The organism is Citrobacter sp. Cpo074 (assembly GCF_030332745.1).
GTDB classification, from domain to species: domain Bacteria; phylum Pseudomonadota; class Gammaproteobacteria; order Enterobacterales; family Enterobacteriaceae; genus Citrobacter; species Citrobacter portucalensis.
Genome location: NZ_JAOWHG010000027.1, coordinates 1571789 through 1592165 on the forward strand (window position 1 = coordinate 1571789; position 20377 = coordinate 1592165).

18 protein-coding genes are annotated in these 20377 nt (G+C 53.0%); 4 read left to right on the plus strand and 14 right to left on the minus strand.

Annotation, left to right across the window (positions count from 1 at the left end):
• The first annotated feature begins 230 nt into the window (after window positions 1–230).
• Window positions 231–1094 (plus strand): nucleoside-specific channel-forming protein Tsx, encoded by an 864-nt coding sequence (locus tag OGX83_RS12165; protein WP_003021561.1) that lies wholly within the window; start codon window positions 231–233, stop codon window positions 1092–1094.
• A 45-nt stretch (window positions 1095–1139) separates the two neighbouring features.
• On the opposite strand, the gene OGX83_RS12170 is transcribed toward OGX83_RS12165, so the two are convergent.
• From OGX83_RS12170 to queA, 7 genes are all read right to left on the minus strand, one after another.
• Window positions 1140–1832 (minus strand): helix-turn-helix transcriptional regulator, encoded by a 693-nt coding sequence (locus tag OGX83_RS12170; RefSeq protein ID WP_057067578.1) that lies wholly within the window; start codon window positions 1830–1832, stop codon window positions 1140–1142.
• 23 nt (window positions 1833–1855) lie between these two features.
• A complete protein-coding gene (locus OGX83_RS12175) occupies window positions 1856–2221 on the minus strand; it encodes a VOC family protein (protein ID WP_286588107.1) in 366 nt (121 codons plus the stop codon).
• Window positions 2222–2391: 170 nt separating this feature from the next.
• Window positions 2392–3363, minus strand: coding sequence for a protein translocase subunit SecF (secF, locus tag OGX83_RS12180; protein ID WP_003021550.1), 972 nt, complete (start codon window positions 3361–3363; stop codon window positions 2392–2394).
• A gap of 10 nt (window positions 3364–3373) precedes the next feature.
• Entirely contained in the window at window positions 3374–5221 is a 1848-nt protein-coding gene (gene secD / locus OGX83_RS12185; RefSeq protein WP_003021547.1) for a protein translocase subunit SecD, read from the minus strand.
• 27 nt (window positions 5222–5248) lie between these two features.
• Window positions 5249–5581 (minus strand): preprotein translocase subunit YajC, encoded by a 333-nt coding sequence (yajC, locus tag OGX83_RS12190; protein ID WP_003021544.1) that lies wholly within the window; start codon window positions 5579–5581, stop codon window positions 5249–5251.
• A 22-nt stretch (window positions 5582–5603) separates the two neighbouring features.
• The gene (gene tgt / locus OGX83_RS12195; RefSeq protein WP_003021535.1) at window positions 5604–6731 is read right to left on the minus strand and encodes a tRNA guanosine(34) transglycosylase Tgt; all 1128 of its coding nucleotides are present in this window, start codon (window positions 6729–6731) and stop codon (window positions 5604–5606) included.
• A gap of 208 nt (window positions 6732–6939) precedes the next feature.
• Window positions 6940–8004, minus strand: coding sequence for a tRNA preQ1(34) S-adenosylmethionine ribosyltransferase-isomerase QueA (gene queA / locus OGX83_RS12200; RefSeq protein WP_032942525.1), 1065 nt, complete (start codon window positions 8002–8004; stop codon window positions 6940–6942).
• A gap of 90 nt (window positions 8005–8094) precedes the next feature.
• On the opposite strand from queA, the gene acpH reads away from it, so the two are divergent.
• The gene (gene acpH, locus OGX83_RS12205) at window positions 8095–8676 is read left to right on the plus strand and encodes an ACP phosphodiesterase (protein ID WP_003830978.1); all 582 of its coding nucleotides are present in this window, start codon (window positions 8095–8097) and stop codon (window positions 8674–8676) included.
• 167 nt (window positions 8677–8843) lie between these two features.
• The gene (locus OGX83_RS12210) at window positions 8844–9446 is read left to right on the plus strand and encodes a peroxiredoxin (protein WP_003021524.1); all 603 of its coding nucleotides are present in this window, start codon (window positions 8844–8846) and stop codon (window positions 9444–9446) included.
• A 67-nt stretch (window positions 9447–9513) separates the two neighbouring features.
• Here OGX83_RS12210 and OGX83_RS12215 read toward each other — a convergent pair whose 3' ends face one another.
• From OGX83_RS12215 to OGX83_RS12225, 3 genes are all read right to left on the minus strand, one after another.
• Entirely contained in the window at window positions 9514–11382 is a 1869-nt protein-coding gene (locus OGX83_RS12215) for an amidohydrolase (RefSeq protein ID WP_100272841.1), read from the minus strand.
• 21 nt (window positions 11383–11403) lie between these two features.
• Window positions 11404–11949, minus strand: coding sequence for an antibiotic biosynthesis monooxygenase (locus OGX83_RS12220; RefSeq protein ID WP_003830975.1), 546 nt, complete (start codon window positions 11947–11949; stop codon window positions 11404–11406).
• A 173-nt stretch (window positions 11950–12122) separates the two neighbouring features.
• Complete coding sequence (locus OGX83_RS12225) at window positions 12123–12764, minus strand: hydrolase (protein WP_003021513.1); 642 nt, start codon at window positions 12762–12764, stop codon at window positions 12123–12125.
• A 273-nt stretch (window positions 12765–13037) separates the two neighbouring features.
• On the opposite strand from OGX83_RS12225, the gene OGX83_RS12230 reads away from it, so the two are divergent.
• A complete protein-coding gene (locus OGX83_RS12230; RefSeq protein ID WP_003830973.1) occupies window positions 13038–13940 on the plus strand; it encodes a LysR family transcriptional regulator in 903 nt (300 codons plus the stop codon).
• Here the strand turns inward: OGX83_RS12230 and malZ are convergent.
• The 4 genes from malZ to phoR form a co-directional block, all read right to left on the minus strand.
• Window positions 13934–15751 (minus strand): maltodextrin glucosidase, encoded by a 1818-nt coding sequence (gene malZ, locus OGX83_RS12235; protein WP_286588108.1) that lies wholly within the window; start codon window positions 15749–15751, stop codon window positions 13934–13936. The genes OGX83_RS12230 and malZ overlap by 7 nt on opposite strands.
• Window positions 15752–15889: 138 nt before the next feature.
• Entirely contained in the window at window positions 15890–17263 is a 1374-nt protein-coding gene (gene proY, locus OGX83_RS12240; RefSeq protein ID WP_008783922.1) for a proline-specific permease ProY, read from the minus strand.
• Window positions 17264–17344: 81 nt separating this feature from the next.
• Window positions 17345–18664 (minus strand): branched-chain amino acid transporter carrier protein BrnQ, encoded by a 1320-nt coding sequence (brnQ, locus tag OGX83_RS12245; protein WP_003021501.1) that lies wholly within the window; start codon window positions 18662–18664, stop codon window positions 17345–17347.
• Between the two features lie 405 nt (window positions 18665–19069).
• Entirely contained in the window at window positions 19070–20365 is a 1296-nt protein-coding gene (phoR, locus tag OGX83_RS12250) for a phosphate regulon sensor histidine kinase PhoR (protein ID WP_003830971.1), read from the minus strand.
• Window positions 20366–20377: the final 12 nt, after the last annotated feature.

Here is a 20377-nt window from a genome sequence, read left to right on the forward strand (position 1 = left end):
AACCGATATTTCTGGTAAAACTTGGCAACATTCATGGGAGCCAGTACAATTCGCCGCCTAAAGTACGCAAACGTGAACGCAATCGATTACGTAAATGATAGAACTGTGAAACAAGACATATTTTTGTGAACAATGATTTTTATAATAGGCTCCGAAGAATTACGAAATATTTAGAAACGCAAATTGCGCATTTTTCACTCCCGAAAGGGATTTCAAACAGTGGCATACATATGAAAAAAACATTACTTGCAGCCGGTGCAGTGCTGGCGCTCTCCTCGTCTTTTACTGCCAACGCAGCAGAAAATGACAAACCGCAATATCTGTCCGACTGGTGGCACCAGAGCGTTAACGTGGTGGGTAGCTATCACACCCGTTTCTCCCCGAAGCTGAACAACGACGTGTATCTTGAATACGAAGCGTTTGCCAAAAAAGACTGGTTTGACTTCTATGGCTACATCGATATTCCGAAAACCTTCGACTGGGGTAACGGCAACGATAAAGGTATCTGGTCTGACGGTTCCCCGCTGTTTATGGAAATCGAACCGCGTTTCTCCATCGACAAACTGACCGGTGCTGACCTGAGCTTTGGTCCGTTCAAAGAATGGTATTTCGCCAACAACTACATCTACGATATGGGTGATAACAAAGCCAGCCGCCAGAGCACCTGGTACATGGGTCTGGGTACCGATATCGATACCGGTCTGCCGATGGGTCTGTCCCTGAACGTGTATGCTAAATACCAGTGGCAGAACTATGGCGCATCCAACGAAAACGAGTGGGATGGCTACCGTTTCAAAGTTAAATACTTTGTGCCGATCACCCAGGTTTGGGGCGGCCAGTTGACCTACATCGGCTTCACCAACTTCGACTGGGGCTCAGATTTGGGTGATGATCCGAACCGCACCAGCAACTCTATCGCGTCCAGCCACGTCCTGGCGCTGAACTACGATCACTGGCACTACTCCGTCGTAGCGCGTTACTTCCATAACGGCGGTCAGTGGAAAGGTGGAGATACCCTGAACTGGGGCGAAGGCGACTTCAGCGCGAAATCTACCGGTTGGGGTGGTTACCTGGTCGTAGGTTACAACTTCTAATCCAGACAATGTCTCGCAGATAAGCCAGCTTAACCGCTGGCTTTTTTATGGCTGGTCTTCACAGCGTACTTTACGCAAAAAGTCACTTAGCGAGCGATCTGCCGATTCGCGAAAATGCCTTTCGAGTGGCGTAATCTTCAGACATCGATCAACGCGAAAGCAACGATAATCGTCACGCTTCTCGCACCAGCCAACCAGCAGCCAGTGCTCGCCCCAGAAAAATAATCCCAGCGGCTGAACGTCGCGCCAGGAGAGGTTCCCGGACTCATCGCGATAATGCAGCGCCAGCACCTGCTGGGCTGAAACCGCGCGATGTATGAGATCGAAGGCACTACGTGAATGCGGCTGATTACCAAAATCTGGCGCGAAAATCCGCGTTTGCTCGGCTCTGCGCCGACTCTCTGGCGGCAATATCGCCAACACTTTTTCCTGCGCGGATTCCAACGCCTGTGAGAGTGAATCCCCACCCCATGTTTTCAGCAATCGAATCGCTACCATCAATGCTTCTGATTCGTGATGCGTTAACATCAACGGCGGTAGATCAAACCCGGCCATTAAGCGGTATCCGCTGCCCACTTCGCCTTCAATAGGCACACCGGATAAAGAGAGATCGCGGATATCGCGATAAATCGTCCGTTCAGAAACCTCAAGACGCTCTGCCAGCAGCGCCGCCGTTGTCACTCGCCTGCCACGCAGGATTTGCACAATCTGAAACAAGCGGTCGGCGCGTCTGCTCATTTTAATCCTCAGTGCTGAAAATATTACGCGGGTTGATGTAAACCAACACGATTGCCTTCGCTGTCAGTAAATAGCGCAATCGTACCAATGTCCTGACCCAGTTCTAGTGGGCCAAACACGCACTGACCGCCAGCAGTGGCGACGCGTTCAAGCGTTGCAGCCAAATCGCCCGTATGCAGATAAATAATAGCGCCCTGCGTTGAAGGCGTAATACCGTCAAATTTAGCCAGCGCCCCGCCGGGAGCGGGATCCTGATGCGGAAATACGGCGAGCTCAGCGCAGTCCATGTTCTCCCGGCGCAAAGAAATCTGCATTACTGGCTCATAAAAAGCGATGGCGCGGTCCATTTGTGCCACGGGGATTTCAAACCAATTAATTACATTGCTCATACTTCCTCCTGCCTGTGTGGGTAATCTCAGGAGGACTATAAGGCAGGGCTACTGACAGCATACTGTCAGTAGTGTGGCGACAGGAAAAGATAATTACCTGTCGCTAATTCACAGGCAAAAAAAATCCCGACCTTGCGATCGGGATTCCAGTATCTTCACTCCAGGATGGGTTAAGGCAGAATCGACGGTTGATCCGCCCCTTCTTTCTCGACCTTCTGCTGCAGCATGTGCTCACGCTTCATACCCAGCTTCAGCGCCAGCGCCGATGCCACGTAGATAGAAGACGCAGTACCGATAGAAACACCGATCAGCATCGTCAGCGAGAATCCTTCCAGTACCGGACCACCGAACAGGAACAGCATCAGAATAACCATCAACGTTGTACCGGACGTAATCAACGTACGGTGCAGCGTTTGAGTCAGTGACACGTTAAAGATTTCGTAAGGCGTACCGCGACGAATTTTGCGGAAGTTTTCACGAATACGGTCAGATACAACGATACTGTCGTTCAGCGAGTAACCGATTACCGACATCAGTGATGCGACGATAGTCAGGTCAATCTCGATATGGAACAACGACAGGATCCCAAGTGTGATAATCACGTCGTGCGCCAGCGCGATAACTACCCCTGCCGCCAGTCGCCACTCAAAGCGGAAACCAACGTACACCAGGATGGAGATCAACGCCGCCATCAGCGCCATCGCACCGGTTTGCGCCAGGTCTGCACCCACGCTCGGACCCACGAATTCAATTCGCTTCACCGCGGCGTTTTGGTTGGTGGATTCGTTAATCACACTCAACACTTTGCTACCCAGCACCTGACCGCCGTCTGCACCTTCAGTTGGCGGCATACGTACCATAATGTCGTGGCTGCTGCCGAAGTTCTGCAGAAGCGGATCAACGAAGCCCGCTTTCTCCAGCGCATCGCGCATCACGTCCATATCGGCCGGTTTTTCCAGCGTGATTTCAATAACCGTACCACCGGTGAAATCGAGCCCCCAGTTAAACCCGCGTACGCCCATCACCACGATGGCCGCAATCAGCAGGAAACCTGAAATGCCGAAAGCCCAGTAGTCCCAGCGCATAAAGTCCCAGACTTTACGGCCGTGGTTCAATTGTTCAACAGTATATTCCTGTGCCACTTCGCACTCCTCAGATTGACAGCTTTTTGACGCGCTTGCCGCCATACAACAGGTTTACGATGGCACGTGTACCGACAATCGCGGTAAACATCGACGTCGCCACACCAATACCGGTAGTAATCGCGAACCCTTTAATTGCCCCGGTGCCAACTGCGTACAGGATGATGACCTTGATCAGCGTCGTAATGTTCGCATCAAAGATGGAGCTAAATGCGCCCGCATAACCTTCATTGATGGCCTGCTGCACCGAACGCCCGTTACTCAACTCTTCTTTGATACGTTCGTTGATCAGTACGTTCGCATCGACCGCGACGGCAAGGGTTAAGACGATCCCCGCAATCCCCGGCATACTCAGCGTAGCACCCGGCAGCAACGACATAATACCGACAATCAGCACCAGGTTAGCAATCAGCGCACTGGTCGCAATCAGACCGAACTTCTTATAGAAGAAGATCATGAACAGGATAGACACCACCAGACCGGCCAGACATGCTTCCAGACCCTGTTTAATGTTCTGCATACCCAGGGTTGGGCCGATGGTACGTTCTTCAACAATCTGAATCGGCGCAATCAACGCACCGGCACGTAACAGCAGGGAAAGCTGGCGTGCTTCGTTCGGGTTGTTGATACCGGTGATACGGAAGCTGTTACCCAGGCGAGACTGGATATTGGCGATGTTAATCACCTCTTCCTGTTTCACCAGTACTGCACGACCGTTGGCATCTTTCTTACCGCTGTCTTTGTACTCCACGAACAGGGTCGCCATCGGCTTACCGATATTGTCCTTGGTGAAGTTGGACATGATGTTACCACCTGCGCTATCCAGCGAGATGTTAACCTGCGGCTGATTGTATTCGTCCTGGCTGGAAGTGGAGTCGGTGATATGGTCACCGGTCAGGATCACGCGCTTGTACAGCACAACCGGCTGACCTTCGCGAGATTGTTTCACTTCCGAATCACCCGGTACACGCCCGGATGCCGCAGCAGACTGGTCAACGTTGGTATTTACCAGACGGAATTCCAGCGTCGCGGTTGCGCCCAGAATTTCTTTCGCACGCGCGGTATCCTGAATACCCGGCAGTTCGACCACAATGCGGTCAGCACCCTGACGTTGTACCACCGGCTCAGCAACACCCAGTTGGTTAACACGATTACGCAGAATGTTGATGTTCTGCTGTACCGCGTATTCACGGGCTTCGCTCAGGCGCGCATCGGTCATTACCGCACGCAGAGCATTGCTGCCCTGGCTGGAAATAACCAGATCCTGGTGACGTTTGCTCAGGTAAGAGATAGCTTCATCACGGGCGCTGCTATCACGGAAAGTGATGCTCAGACCGTAGTTATCTTCTTTGCGAACGGTAGTATAAGGAATGCCTTTTTCACGCAGATCGCTGCGCAGGCTATCGATATTTTGTTCCTGCAACTTACTCAGCGCGGTGTCCATATCCACTTCCATCAGGAAGTGAACGCCGCCACGCAGGTCAAGACCGAGTTTCATCGGTTCTGCGTGAATGGCAGCCAGCCAGCGCGGGGTTGCCGGAGCAAGGTTAAGCGCCACGACGTACTGATCGCCCAGTACGCCCATTAATACTTCACGTGCGCGCAGTTGGGTATCAGTGGAGTCGAAGCGCGCGAGAATAGCACCCTCTTCCAGAGCCACAGACTTAGGTGTGATTTTATCTTCTTGTAACGTTTTCTGGACCTGGATCAGCGTTTGCTCACTGGCGGCGGCACCGCGCACGCCAGTGATTTGAACAGCCGGATCCTCACCATACAGGTTGGGAAGCGCATAGAGCAGACCGACGACAATAACGACGATCAGCATGACATACTTCCACAAAGGATAACGGTTTAACACGGCAGTTCCCTTTGGGAAAACAATAAATTACAGCGCCTTCATGGTGCCTTTCGGCAGAACGGCAGCTACGAAATCACGTTTGATAACCACTTCAGTGGTGTCGTTCAGCGCGATAGCGATGTAGCCAGATTCTGCTACTTTAGTCACGCGACCCACCAGACCACCGTTAGTCAGTACTTCATCGCCTTTCGCAATGGAGTTCATCAGGTTCTTGTGTTCTTTGGTACGCTTTTGCTGTGGGCGCAGGATCATGAAATAGAAAATCAGACCAAACACCACCAGCATCAGAATCAGAGACATCGGGCTGCCCTGCGCCGGAGCACCTGTTGCCGCTACCGCATCAGAAATAAAAAAGCTCATTCAAATTCCCTCATTATTAAAATTAATCAACGTTCACAGGTGGAACTGGTCTACCCTGACGTTGGTAAAAATCGGTCACGAAGCTCTCTAATTTACCCTCTTCAATAGCCTTGCGTAAACCCGCCATCAAACGCTGGTAGTAGCGAAGGTTATGAATCGTGTTGAGTCGCGCGCCCAATATTTCGTTGCAACGGTCGAGATGATGCAAGTAAGCGCGCGAATAATTGCGACAGGTGTAGCAATCACACTCAGCATCGAGCGGACTGGTGTCGCTTTTATGTTTCGCGTTACGAATTTTTACCACGCCGTCAGTCACAAACAAATGACCATTACGGGCATTTCGCGTTGGCATCACGCAGTCAAACATATCGATACCGCGACGCACGCCTTCAACCAGATCTTCTGGTTTGCCGACGCCCATCAGGTAACGCGGTTTATCTGCCGGAATCTGTGGGCATACATGCTCCAGGATGCGGTGCATATCTTCCTTCGGCTCACCGACAGCCAAACCGCCGACAGCGTAGCCATCAAAGCCGATATCTACCAGACCTTTAACAGAGATATCACGTAAATCTTCGTAAACGCTGCCCTGAATGATGCCAAAAAGCGCATTTTTGTTGCCGAGACTATCAAAACGGTCACGGCTGCGCTTCGCCCAACGCAAAGACATCTCCATTGAGCGTTTAGCATAGTCCCAGTCGGCCGGATACGGTGTACATTCATCGAAGATCATCACGATATCGGAACCGAGATCGTATTGAATCTCCATTGACTTCTCAGGATCGAGGAAAATCGGATCGCCGTTGATCGGGTTACGGAAATGCACGCCCTGCTCGGTTATCTTACGGATATCGCCCAGGCTGAACACCTGGAAGCCGCCGGAGTCGGTGAGGATCGGCCCTTTCCACTGCATGAAATCGTGCAGATCGCCGTGCAGTTTCATGATTTCCTGACCCGGACGCAGCCACAGGTGGAAAGTGTTGCCGAGGATAATCTGTGCGCCGGTCGCTTCAACTTCTTCCGGCGTCATGCCTTTTACTGTGCCGTAAGTACCGACCGGCATAAAAGCAGGCGTTTCTACTACGCCACGATCAAAAACCAGGCGGCCACGGCGAGCGCGACCGTCTGTGGTATCCAGTTCAAATTTCATTTTTTCTCCTGCATCAGAGAGACAGTCTGATGATTAAACTTTCCCCACGGAATCACTCCACGGAGTAAAAATATATTAACCCACTGGCGAAGGCGCAATCGGCGCAGCCAGTTTGGGGGCGACCAGCGCACAGCCACCGGAGCGTACACGCAGTACGTGAGGATGGCGAGCACTGCCCGACATCAAAATGGCAAGTGAGATAGCCTTCTCACGGTCGCTCAGAAATAGCCTGCGGATTGTACGTGATAAACATGGCATCCCCGTAACTAAAAAAGCGATATTCCGCTTTTACCGCTTCATGATAGGCGTGCATGGTGTTTTTATAACCAGCAAATGCGGAAACCAGCATAATCAGCGTTGATTCCGGCAGGTGGAAGTTGGTGACCAGAGCATCAATCACCTGATATTTATAGCCTGGATAAATAAAGATTTGTGTATCGCCGAAGAACGGCTCGATGAGATCGTTTTTGGCCGCCTGCGCCGCACTTTCCAGCGAACGCACGGAGGTGGTACCTACCGCAATCACGCGATTACCGCGCGCTTTCGCCGCCAGCACCGCGTCCACCACATCCTGCGGCACTTCCGCATATTCGGAATGCATAATGTGGTCTTCGATGGTGTCTACGCGCACCGGCTGGAAAGTACCCGCGCCAACGTGCAGGGTGACGAACGCCATTTCAATGCCTTTATCGCGCAGTTTAGCCAGCAGCGGATCGTCAAAATGCAGACCCGCGGTCGGCGCAGCGACGGCACCCGGTTTTTCGCTGTACACGGTCTGGTACAGCTCGCGGTCGGCGTCTTCATCCGGACGGTCGATATACGGAGGCAACGGCATATGGCCGATGGCGTTGAGGATATCCAGCACGCTGCGTTCGTCGTTAAACTCAACTTCAAACAGCGCGTCATGGCGGGCGACCATCGTCGCTTTAATACTTTCGTCGTCGCCCAGCAGCAGCTCGGCACCCGGTTTCGGCGCTTTCGAGGCACGAATATGCGCCAGAATACGTTTGTCATCCAGCATACGCTCGACCAGCACTTCAATCTTGCCGCCGCTGGCTTTACGACCAAACAGACGCGCAGGAATGACGCGGGTGTTGTTAAAGACCAGCAAGTCTCCAGGGTTGAGCTTATCGAGCAAATCGGTGAAAGTACCGTGCGTCAGCGCGCCCGTCGGCCCGTCCAAAGACAGCAAGCGGCAGCTACTGCGCTCAGCTTGCGGATAGTGGGCAATCAGGGATTCGGGTAGTTCAAAGGTGAAATCGGTAACGCGCATGACACTGACTCAGACTAAAATAAGAGGCGGGTAGTCTAGTGCCGGGGCGTTCTCCCTGCAACCTTTACCCCTCTGGATAAACGTTTAACTATGAATTTTCTTGCACATTTGCATCTCGCTCATCTTGCCGATAGCTCGCTTTCCGGCAATCTGCTGGCCGATTTTGTCCGGGGTAATCCGGAAACGCACTACTCGCCTGATGTGGTAGCAGGCATCTTCATGCATCGTCGTATCGACGTGATGACCGATAACTTACCGCAGGTGCGTGAAGCCAAAGAGTGGTTTCGTAGCGAAACGCGCCGCGTCGCGCCGATTACGCTGGACGTTATGTGGGATCATTTTCTGTCGCGCCATTGGTCGGAAATCTCCCCTGACTTCCCGCTGACGGACTTTGTGCGCTATGCCCGTACCCAGGTAACCACTATTTTGCCGGAATCGCCGCCGCGCTTTATCAATCTGAACAACTATATATGGTCAGAGAAATGGCTTGAGCGCTACCGGGACATGGATTTTATCCAGAACGTCCTGAACGGCATGGCCAGCCGCCGTCCACGGCTCGATGCCCTACGCGACTCATGGTATGACCTCGATACGCATTACGATGCGTTAGAAGAACGATTCTGGCAGTTTTATCCGCAAATGATGGAACAGGCGCGGTGTAAAACCCTTTGATCGAGCCCGCATTCCCCGCCGGATAAGCAGTAGCCGCCGTCCGGCAAAAGATTGATAGACAAAACCTGTCTCATTGATTGCCAGCGCCTCTTTGTCTTATTCCCGAACACTCTCTATACTGGCCCGCGTTGCGTTCCAAAAACCCCTTAACTTTGCAGGAGAATTATATGGTACTGGTAACTCGTCAGGCTCCGGATTTCACAGCAGCTGCGGTACTGGGTAGCGGTGAGATCGTTGAAAACTTCAACTTCAAACAGCATACCAACGGTAAAACCACCGTTCTGTTCTTCTGGCCGATGGACTTCACCTTCGTTTGCCCGTCTGAACTGATCGCATTCGACAAGCGTTACGAAGAATTCCAGAAGCGCGGCGTTGAAGTTGTTGGCGTTTCCTTCGACTCTGAATTTGTCCACAACGCATGGCGTAACACCCCTGTCGACAAAGGCGGCATCGGTGCAGTGAAATACGCAATGGTTGCTGACATCAAACGCGAAATCCAGAAAGCCTACGGCATCGAGCACCCGGAAGCGGGCGTTGCGCTGCGCGGTTCTTTCCTGATCGACGCTAACGGCGTTGTTCGCCACCAGGTGGTTAACGATCTGCCGCTGGGTCGTAACATCGACGAAATGCTGCGCATGGTTGACGCGCTGCAGTTCCACGAAGAGCACGGCGACGTTTGCCCGGCACAGTGGGAAAAAGGTAAAGAAGGTATGAACGCGTCTCCGGACGGCGTGGCAAAATACCTGACCGAGAACGTTTCCAGCCTGTAATTGGCATGAATCGACAAAAGGCCCGCAAATGCGGGCCTTTTTTATTGTTAGCAGATCCGATAAGCGATTAAAACGCGAAGCAGGAGCAGCCAAGCGCGCCCCAGAAAGCCCGGTCATCTGACACCGGAATCCCCGATTTCCGCGCGATATCATGCTGGTGACCGTGTACGCCGCAGCTGCCGCAGCACTGGTGCATCTGCACCATTGCGCCAATTTTCGCCGCAGCAGGTGGCGCTGAGCGATAATGCCCTGGCACCTTCACCACTGGCGACCAGTCCGGCACAATCGGAATAGCAGGTGGTGCCAGCGGGGTGAAATGCCCGGCGGCGTAAACCACTTTGCCATCAACAACGGTCATCACCGACTCGATACCTTTGATCTCTTCTTCCGGCACGCTGAAGTAATCTTTAGACAGCACCACCAGGTCGGCCAGTTGATCTTTCTCGATGCGCCCTTTCTTACCCTGCTCGCTGGAAAACCAGGCGCTCCCGGCCGTCCACAGTTCCAGGGCAACATCACGCGGCAGACGGTTGTTATCATCGTACATCGCCATCCCGCCAACGGTACGGCCCGAAACCAGCCAGTAGAGCGCGGTCCACGGGTTGTAGCTGGCCACGCGGGTGGCGTCAGTCCCCAGCCCGACCGGAACGTCAGCCGCCAGCATTTTCGCCACCGGCGGCGTATGTTTAACCGCGTCTTTGCCGTAGCGATCGACAAAATACTCTCCCTGGAACGCCATACGGTGTTGGACCGCAATCCCGCCGCCCAGTGCTTTTACACGCTCAATGTTCCGTTCAGTAATTGTTTCGGCGTGATCGAAGAACCAGTGCAGGCCATTGAACGGGATATCACGATTAACTTTCTCAAATACGTCCAACATTCGGCTGATAGATTCATCGTAGGTGGCGTGCAGGCGGAACGGCCAGCGATGCTCCACCAGGTGACGAACCACGCGCTCCAGCTCATCTTCCATCCCCTCCGGCAGATCCGGACGTGGCTGAAGGAAGTCTTCAAAATCCGCTGCAGAAAAGACCAGCATTTCCCCCGCCCCGTTGGCACGATAGAAGTCGGTTCCCTGCCCTGGCTTGAGCATATCGGTCCAGCGTTCAAAGTCTTCCAGTTCCTGCTTCGGACGCTGGGTAAACAGATTGTAGGCAATACGTACCGTCATCTGTTTGTTAGCGTGTAACTGCTCAATGATCTCGTAATCTTCCGGGTAGTTCTGGAAGCCGCCGCCCGCATCGATGGCGCTGGTCAGTCCCAGACGGTTCAGTTCACGCATAAACTGGCGGGTCGAATTAACCTGCATTTCCAGCGGCAGTTTTGGTCCCTTTGCCAGCGTCGAGTAAAGGATCATGGCGTTCGGTTTAGCGATCAGCATTCCGGTCGGGTTGCCGTTGCTATCACGCACAATCTCACCGCCCGCCGGATCCGGCGTCGCTTTGGTATAGCCAACCGCTTTCAACGCGGCGCGGTTGAGCAAAGCCCGGTCGTAGAGATGCAGAACAAAAACCGGAGTATCCGGAGCGGCTTCATTCAGTTCTTCGAGGGTTGGCATGCGACGTTCGGCAAACTGGAATTCACTCCAGCCGCCCACCACGCGTACCCATTGTGGCGACGGCGTTCTGTCAGCCTGGTCTTTGAGCATGCGTAGCGCGTCCGCCAGTGACGGCACGCCTTCCCAACGCAATTCCAGGTTGTAATTCAGTCCACCACGAATAAGGTGCAGGTGCGAATCGTTCAGGCCCGGAATCACCGTATGTCCTTGCAGATCGACAACCTGCGTCCCTTCGGCGGCAAAGCTCATTACCCGTTCGTGGCTACCGGTCGCCAGGATCTTTCCGTTGGCGATCGCCACCGCCTCGACCTGCGGACTTTGCCTGTCGAGAGTATGAATTTTTCCGTGTGTCAGAATCAGTGTGGCAGTTTGAGACATAACAATCTCCTGAGGTACCGGTCAGGCTTTTTTCAGCCATCCGGCAAACAGACGGGTTACGATGGGCATCCAGAACCAGACCACCAGCGCAACCACAAAGGCATCATTGATGAGATGCAGGAGTAACGAGCCCTTCATTGCAGGCAGCACAATGCCGGTCAACCACGGCACCAGATTGGTGCTGGGAAATATCACTAGCAGGGTTATCAGAAACTGTTTCCAGCGTTTGGGCTGGCGTACATGGGGCGCGGGCGGCGTAAACCAGAATGCTGCTTCGGTGCGAATTTCGGTTTTGTCACCTTCAGCCAGCAGTGGAGCAATCTCTTCGACCAACACGCGGCGCGTATCGGACTGGGTCCAGCTATACAGATGCTCAAGCGTGTCGAAGCGGATAATGATGTTCCACAGGTTGTTGCCATCTGCCGGGCGAATCACGTTCGCCCCGAGATGACCGGGAAATTCAGCCGCTACAGGCATGATTTTCCCCAGCCACTGCTCATACCTCTGCGCCTGCTCAGGTAGCAGAGTGTGAGTAATTACCAACGTCACATGTTTGTTCTGCGCCATGAAGGGTTCCTTGTTGAGAGGAAACAGGCCACTTAGGCCAAGAAAGCAATACACAAAATCATTCATGGTGCATCGAGGCGGCAAGGTTGTGGATCCCCGGGAGCTTACATAAGTAAGTGACCGGGGTACGCAAGCGAAGCCAACAAAGATGCAACATGAAGGATGACATGTATTTAAGCTTTACGTTCCGGCGCGCCATGCACCATGGTATAGGCATAATCCACGCCCATACCGTAGGCGCCGCTGTGCTCGCGTACCAGATCCATTACGGCGTCGTAGGTTTCTTTGCGGGACCAGTCGCGCTGGTACTCGAGAAGAACCTGTTGCCAGGTTACGGGTACGGCACCTGCCTGTACCATGCGGTCGATAGAACGCTCATGAGCATCTACGGACGTGCCGCCGGAGGTATCAGTTACCACATAAACTTCATAGCCTGCCTCCAGTGCCATTAGCGCCGGAAAAGTCAGGCATACTTCGGTCCACAGCGCGGAGATAATCAGTTTTTTACGCCCGGTCGCTTCCACCGCTTTCACAAACGCCGCATCTTCCCAGGAGTTCATTGAGGTGCGTTCAATGGGTTTGACATCAGGATGAACCGCTAACAATTCCGGCCAGATATATCCGCTAAAACTTTTGGTTTCTACAGAAGTATAAATCACCGGAACATTGAATATTTTCCCGGCTTTCGCTAATGCAACGGTATTATTTTTTAAAGTCTGGCGATCAATATTTGCCACACCGAATGACATTTGCGGCTGATGATCAATAAAAATAAGCGTAGAATTTTGAGGGTCAATCAGTTCCCGAATAGACATAGCACACCTTCTTAATCAATAAGTTAAAAGGCAACGGTCTGTATCTGCCGTCAGCAGCAGGATCCTGAATCAGAAAGCTTGTTGAGTATAGCGGGAAATTTCTAACGAGTTATTAAAGAAAACTTACTATCCTGTGAAACTATTAATTTTGTGTTGCGATATATCCTAAACAACATCAAAAAAATGCGCATGACTCATCTAATTTATTCACTGGCATTGTTTTTCTTCATTCGGTACAACAGAAGGGTTTAATTTTCAGGATATTTTCTGCTTATGCGCATTAATCTGGATGTTTTGCTTATTCTCGACGCACTCGACAAACAGGGTTCATTTGCCGCAGCGGCCGAGTCGCTGTTTAAAACCCCTGCCGCACTCAGCTATATGATTCAGAAGCTGGAAAGCGATTTGAATATCGAGCTGCTTGACCGTTCCGGGCACCGGGCAAAATTTACCGATACCGGACAGATGATGCTGGAAAAAGGGCGTTTGCTGCTGAATGCGGCAAAAGATCTCGAAAAGCAGGCGGTACAGCTGAGTTCAGGCTGGGAAAAAGAGCTGGCAATTGCGCTGGACGACTCCTTCCCTTTCGCCGCGCTGTTGCCCATTATCGATGAATTTCATGCGCTCAATAAGCAAACTCGCCTCAGTTTTACCCACCATACGCTGGCGGGCTCCTGGGAGGAGCTGACCCATAATGGAGCCGATATTATTCTGGGGGCAATTAATGAACCGCCAACGTCTGCAGCCTGGTCCTATAAAATGCTCGGCACGTTGGACAATGTGTTTGTCGTTGCGCCTGAGCATCCGCTGGCCGCAGCAGCAGACGGCCTGACCAACGAACAGTTATGCCTGCATCGGGCGATTGTTATCAGCGACAGCGCCCGCTTCTGCCATCCGTTACAAACCAATCTGATGGAGGAACAGGCGCAAATCCGCGTCGATGACTTCCACAGTAAGGTGATGCTACTACGAGCCGGTATGGGCTGCGGATTTCTCCCCCGCCATATTGCCAGCCCGTGGCTTACCACGGGCGAGCTAGTGGAAAAAACGGTTATCTCATTTCGCCAAAAAGACGTGGCATATATGGCATGGCGCAATAACCGCGATGGGCTGGCACAGCGCTGGTGGCGGGAAACGCTGCTGGCAAGCCCGGAGATTGCGCGCTTATATCAATGACCTATCCATACCGAGGCGGAAATCGCCGGCAACGTCAGGATATCGTCGGCAAGCATGCCGTTGCCCTCTTTGTGCTGCCATTGACTCACGCTCAGTAATGGCGAGGCTGGCAGGACCACTTCACAAGCGTGGCCACGGTTAATCGCCACCAACACGCGCTGACGGTTTAGCACGCGAACAAACACTACCACGTTATCCTCGGCGTAAATCACCTGGCAACCACCGTGGCGCAGCGCCTGATTCTGGTGGCGTAATTTTGCCAACCGCTGATACAACGCCAGCAGAGTAGCGTCCTGTTTTTCAGGCTGCCACGGGAACGGTTTGCGACAAAACGGATCGTTGTTCCCATCCAGCCCCACTTCGTCACCGTAGTAAATACAGGGCACGCCAGGCCAGGTAAACAGCCATACCACCGCTAGCGGTAACCGTGCGACGTCTTTACCGAGCAGAGATTTAAAGCGGGCGGTATCGTGGCTGTCGAGCTGGTTAAACATCCGCAGCTGTTGCTGATGCGACAACCCCGCGCGGTAGTTATCCATCCATGCCATACAGGTCTGGGCATCAATGGATTGCGGGTCGTATGAGATATCGGTATTGGCGAGAAATCCCCAGAGGGGGAAGGTAAATCCGCGATAGTTCATGGCGGCATCTTCTGCATCAGCCTGCAACCACTGGCGCGCATCGCCAAAATGCTCACCCACCACATACGCCTCTGGCTGGGTTTCTTTTGCCGCCTGCGTAATTCCGGCCACATGTTGTAGGTTGTTACGTGCGCCTCCAGCCTCTCCCAGCATGTGCACCACATCAAGACGCCAGCCGTCCATACTCCACGGCGCTTTCAGCCAGTGGCGGACGATACTGTCTTCACCACGATAAATTTCATTCACCAGGCTTTCCGAGGAAAAGTCCAGCTTAGGTAAGCTGGAATATCCCAGCCAGTCGAGCGCAACGCCGTCGGCTGAGAAATGATACCAGTCGCGCCAGGGGGATTCTGGATTATGGCACGCCCCGTCTGTCCCCCGATTATGTCGGTCAAACCAGGCGTGCGAATCGCCGCTATGGTTAAAGACGCCGTCGAGAATCAGACGCATACACTGCCGTTGGGTGTTGTGCCGCAGACGCAGTAGCGCCCTGTCGCCGCCAAATTGCGGATCAACATGACGGTAATCTTCGGTATCGTATTTATGCACGCTCGGGGCGGTAAATACAGGATTCAGGTACAGCGCCGTGACCCCTAACGTTTTCAGGTACGGTAGCTTTTCGCTGATGCCGTCCAAATCGCCGCCATAAAACGTGGAGCCACCGGCCTGAGCCGTAAGCGGTTCGTCCCATTCGCGCCGCACGATGTCGTGTCCGGCGGCGTGGTGGTAATAGACGTTATCCTGGCCCGCTTCACGCGACTGGCTGCGGGCAAAACGGTCCGGGAAAATTTGATAGAAAATCTGATCGGCAACCCACTGCGGACCATTATCCGGCACATCAACCGCAAACTGCTCCAGACGCGCAGGCGGAAAACGGCTGAATCCCTGCGGGGTGAACCACAGCTGACGATCGAGCCAAAGTAATTTAAAGCTATAGCGTCGACGAGGCTGCCCGCTGGAGAGATCGATCGCCGCTCGCCACGCGGTCACACCCGGCTGCGGCTGGCTGCGCTGCTTGTGCATAGCCAGCGAAATCTCTTCGTTATCGTTTTCTGCGCGTAGCGTCACCCGCTGGGGTGGATTTTCCCCCGCCAGCCATAATGTAATCGTCAGTTGATCTTTGTTTTGCTTAACAAATGGGGCAACCGGAAGGTGCCAGGCGTTCAACATCACGTATCCCCTTTGATGATAATGACGTCACCTTGCCATAGCGAAGTGCAGGATCACTCATCATCTTAACGTTTATTGGGGGAGGAGTTCGGGGGAGGAGAAAATTGCCGGGTAACGCAAAGCTACCCGGCAAAAATATTACTGTGCTTCAGCCAGTTGGCGCTCGCGACGGCGCTTGAATCCCCATCCGACCAGCAGCAGGACAATCCACGCAAAGCCGACGTACAGCGAAATGCGGGTATCCGGATGATAGCCGATGAGCGCGATGATAAAGACCAGGAAAATCAGGCCAACAACGGTCGTCGTTACCCCACCCGGAACTTTAAATTTCAGCGCTTTGACCTCATCCGGCGGCAGACGACGACGGAAAGCAATCTGCGACAACAGGATCATAATCCACACCCATACCGTGGCGAAGGTCGCCAAAGAGGCGATCACCAGGAAGACGTTTTCCGGCATGATGTAGTTAAGATACACCGCAAACAGCAGCGCGATAGTCATCACCATTACCGTCACCCACGGCACGCCACGACGCGACGTCTTGGCGAACATTTTCGGGGCACTGCCCTGCTCCGCCATGCCGTGTAGCATACGCCCCACACCGAAGACGTCAGAGTTAATAGCCGACAGCGACGCAGTCAGAACCACAAAGTTGAGGATCCCGGCAGCAAAAGTAATGCCCATATGCTGGAACGTCATAACGAACGGGCTACCGTCGGTACCCACCTGGTTCCACGGGTAGATAGACATAATGACGAACAGCGTCCCCACATAAAATACCAGGATACGCATTGGTACGGAGTTGATGGCGCGCGGAATAGATTTTTCCGGGTCTTTGGCTTCGCCTGCGGTAATCCCGATAATCTCAATCCCGCCATAGGCAAACATCACCATTTGCAGCGACATCACCATGCCGAGCCAGCCGTTGCTGAAGAAGCCACCGTTGCTCCATAAGTTATGGATACCGGTTGGTTGCCCGCCGTTGCCAATCCCCCAAATGATGATACCGAAACCGGCGACAATCATGATGATAATGGTGGCGACTTTGAAGAACGAGAACCAGAACTCCAGCTCACCAAACACCTTCACGCTCATCAGGTTGATGGCGCAGATAATCAGCACCACGCTGAGTACCCAAATCCAGTGCGGTACCGCCGGGAACCAGACGCCCATGTATATGCCGAAGGCTGTCACGTCGGCAATGGCGACAATCAGGATTTCAAAACAGTAGGTCCAGCCGGTAATGTAGCCTGCCAGCGGTCCGAGGTTTTCCTGCGCGTAGCGCGAGAAGGAGCTGGCTGCCGGGTTATGAACAGACATTTCGCCCAGCGCACGCATAATAATGTACGCCGCGACACCGCCGATAATATAGGCCAGCAATACGCTTGGCCCCGCCATTTTGATAGCGTCGGCCGAGCCGTAAAACAGCCCAGTACCAATTGCTGAACCTAATGCCATAAAGCGGATGTGCCGGGTGCTCAGCCCACGCTTTAGCTTGTTATTACTTTCCATCGATTCCTAACCTGTTAACACAATAAAAAAACCACGGGGCCATGTTAATAGCCCCGTGGTTAAAACTTATTGTCAGTGATATTAGTGTGCGCTGGAGGTCACTTGTCGACCCGCGGCGCGATCCCAGATAACTGCCAGGACCACCATCACGACTGTTGGCATCAACCACGCCAGCCCCTGCTCCGCCAGCGGTAAACGCTGGGTCCAGGCCGGTAACACGTCGCCAATTGCAGAAGCTTTAATGCCATCAAGGATACCAAAAATCAGGCTGATAAACATCGCAGGAGCAATGACGCGGGAAGAATTATGCCACCATGAGCGGGTAAAGCTTAATACAACCAGTGCGATACATGGCGGATAGATAGCCGTCAGCACCGGAATAGAGATCTGAATCAGATGGCTCAGACCCAGGTTAGAAACCACCATCGAGAAGCCGCCGAGGATAAATACCAGCGTGCGATAAGACAGTGGAACGTACTGGGCAAAGAACTCTGCGCACGCACAGGTCAGGCCAACCGCGGTGACCAGACAGGCGATGAAAATCAGCGCCGCCAGCAGGAAGCTTCCTGCACCGCCAAAGGTGTGCTGAACATACGCATGCAGAATCGCCGCGCCGTTAGCAGACTGATCGACCAGAATCGCGCTATCTGAACCCAGACGGAACAGCGCGAGATACAGCAGCGTTAAGCCCACACCCGCCATTAAACCCGCCCAAACGGTATAACGAGTCAGCAGACGCGCTTCAGTAACACCACGCGAGCGAGCGGCGTTAACGATAACAATACCAAACACCATCGCGCCCAGCGTATCCATGGTCAGATACCCGTTCACGAAGCCATTAGAAAACGCCGCAGTTTGATAGGCTTCCATCGCATTACTGATCGGGCCTGCTGGCCAGACGATTGCAGCGACAGACAGGACCACCAGCGCCAGGATTTTCAGCGGTGCCAGGAAATTACCCACCGTATCCAGCAGTTTGCCCGGATAAAGCGAAACCAGAATGACAATCGCGAAATAGATAACGCTATAGATAAACAGCGGCAGCGCAGAATCACCAGTCAGCGGTGCAATCCCGACTTCGAAAGAGACCGTCGCGGTACGCGGGGTAGCGAATAACGGCCCAACGGCCAGATAGCAAACGGTCGCCAGCAGCAGACCGGCAACTTTACCGATAGGCGTGCTCAGTCGGTCCACACCACCGCCGACTTTCGCCAGCGCGACAACGGTAAGTACCGGCAGGCCAACGGCCGTAATCAAAAAGCCAAAAGCCGCAGTCCAGACGTGTTCACCTGCCTGCAAACCAACCATTGGGGGGAAGATGATGTTACCTGCACCAACGAACAGTGCAAATGTCATAAATCCCAAAGCGATAATATCGCGCGATTTTAACTGATGGGTCATAAAGTCTTACTGCCTGTGGATGTGGTGTTGAAAATAGTAAATTTTTGCCTTTCCCTGGGGGACAATACAGCGGCATTTTTGCTCAATTCCAGCGGGAAACACTCCCGACCTGGCGCGGCGAAGAATAGTTTTTCGATTTACCGCGTAAATGCAGTCGGTATGACAGCACCTGGAGCGCAATTTAAACGCTTATAACGTTTTAAAGCAAGGTGGGATCCAAAAACCAGAACAATATAGCGATATGAAAAATAGGGTTAGCACAAAACACCATTTCATGGAAAAAGGTATGGGTAATAATTCGAACAAAAAACAATCAAACGTCGTAAAATTCAGGAGGCATCTATTGACCACATAAAAAAAACCAGCTTGCGCTGGCTTTTGGAAAGATAATCTTACGAATACGTCTTAGCCGTTACTTTTGGCAATGAAACGTTCCGGGATCATGAAACTAAATCGCGTCCCTTTGCCTGGTTCGCTTTCGATGTTCAAACGGCTGTCGTGATGATGCAGCGCATGTTTCACGATAGCCAGACCCAGCCCGCTACCGCCCGTTTGTCGCGATCTCGCCTTATCCACACGATAAAAACGTTCAGTCAAACGTGGAATATGCTCGGGGGCAATGCCCGGACCGTTGTCTTCCACGCAAAACTCCGCCCCCGACGCCACATGCTGCCAGCGTACGGTAATGTGCGTTCCCGCTGGTGTGTGGTTAACCGCGTTGTACACGAGATTCGAGATAGCGCTACGCAACTGCTCCTCGTTGCCTCGCACGTTCAGGCTGTTATCGACATCAAAGGTAAAGGTATGTTTATGCTGGCTCAGGGTTTGCGCTTCGTGCTCGATCACGCGCAGCATCATGGGCACATCGACTTTCTCATTCAGCTGCAACGTCGGCGCAGCTTCAATTTTTGACAGCGTCAGCAACTGCTTCACCAGGCCTTCCATACGGTACGTTTGCTCACGCATGGTATGCAGTGCTTTTTCGCGCGTTGTCCCTTCCAGCGGGTGCTCCTGCATCATTTCCAGGTAGCCTTGCAGCACCGTCAGCGGTGTGCGCAACTCATGGCTGGCGTTGGCGAAAAAGTTACGCCGTGAACCTTCCAGTTGGTGCATCTGGGTAACGTCGCGCGCCACCATCAACAATTGCTTATCGGTATAGGGCATCACGCGAATTTCCAGATGCCGTCCGGTATTGAGCACCAGATTTATTGGCCGGCTAAAATCGCGCGTTTTCAGATATTGTGTGAATTCCGGGTAGCGCAGCAGGTTAAGAATATTTTGCCCGCTATCGTCCGGCCAGCGCAGTCCCAGAACCTGCTGAGCCAGTCCGTTACACCAGAAGATACCGCCTTCTTCGGTGGTCAACACCACCGCGTCGGGTAGGGATTCCGCCCCGCTGCGAAAACGTTTAATCAGGTTACCCAGTTCTCGACGGCGCTTTTTGTTGCGAAGCTGCATTTGATGCAGCCCATATAACAACGGCTCCCAACTGCCTCGCCCCGGCGGCGGCGTCATGCTTCTGTCGACCCATAACCACCAGGACAAACGTAATAAATTCCAGAAATGCCAGATAAGCAGGCCCGTTACCGACGCCAGTAAAAACCAGGGCAGGTAACCGAAAAAAGCGCTAAGGATAAATGCCGGTATGCAGCACAGGATCAGCTCCAGTACCAACCTTTTCCATGACAATCGTTCTAGCAAACGTCTTACTCC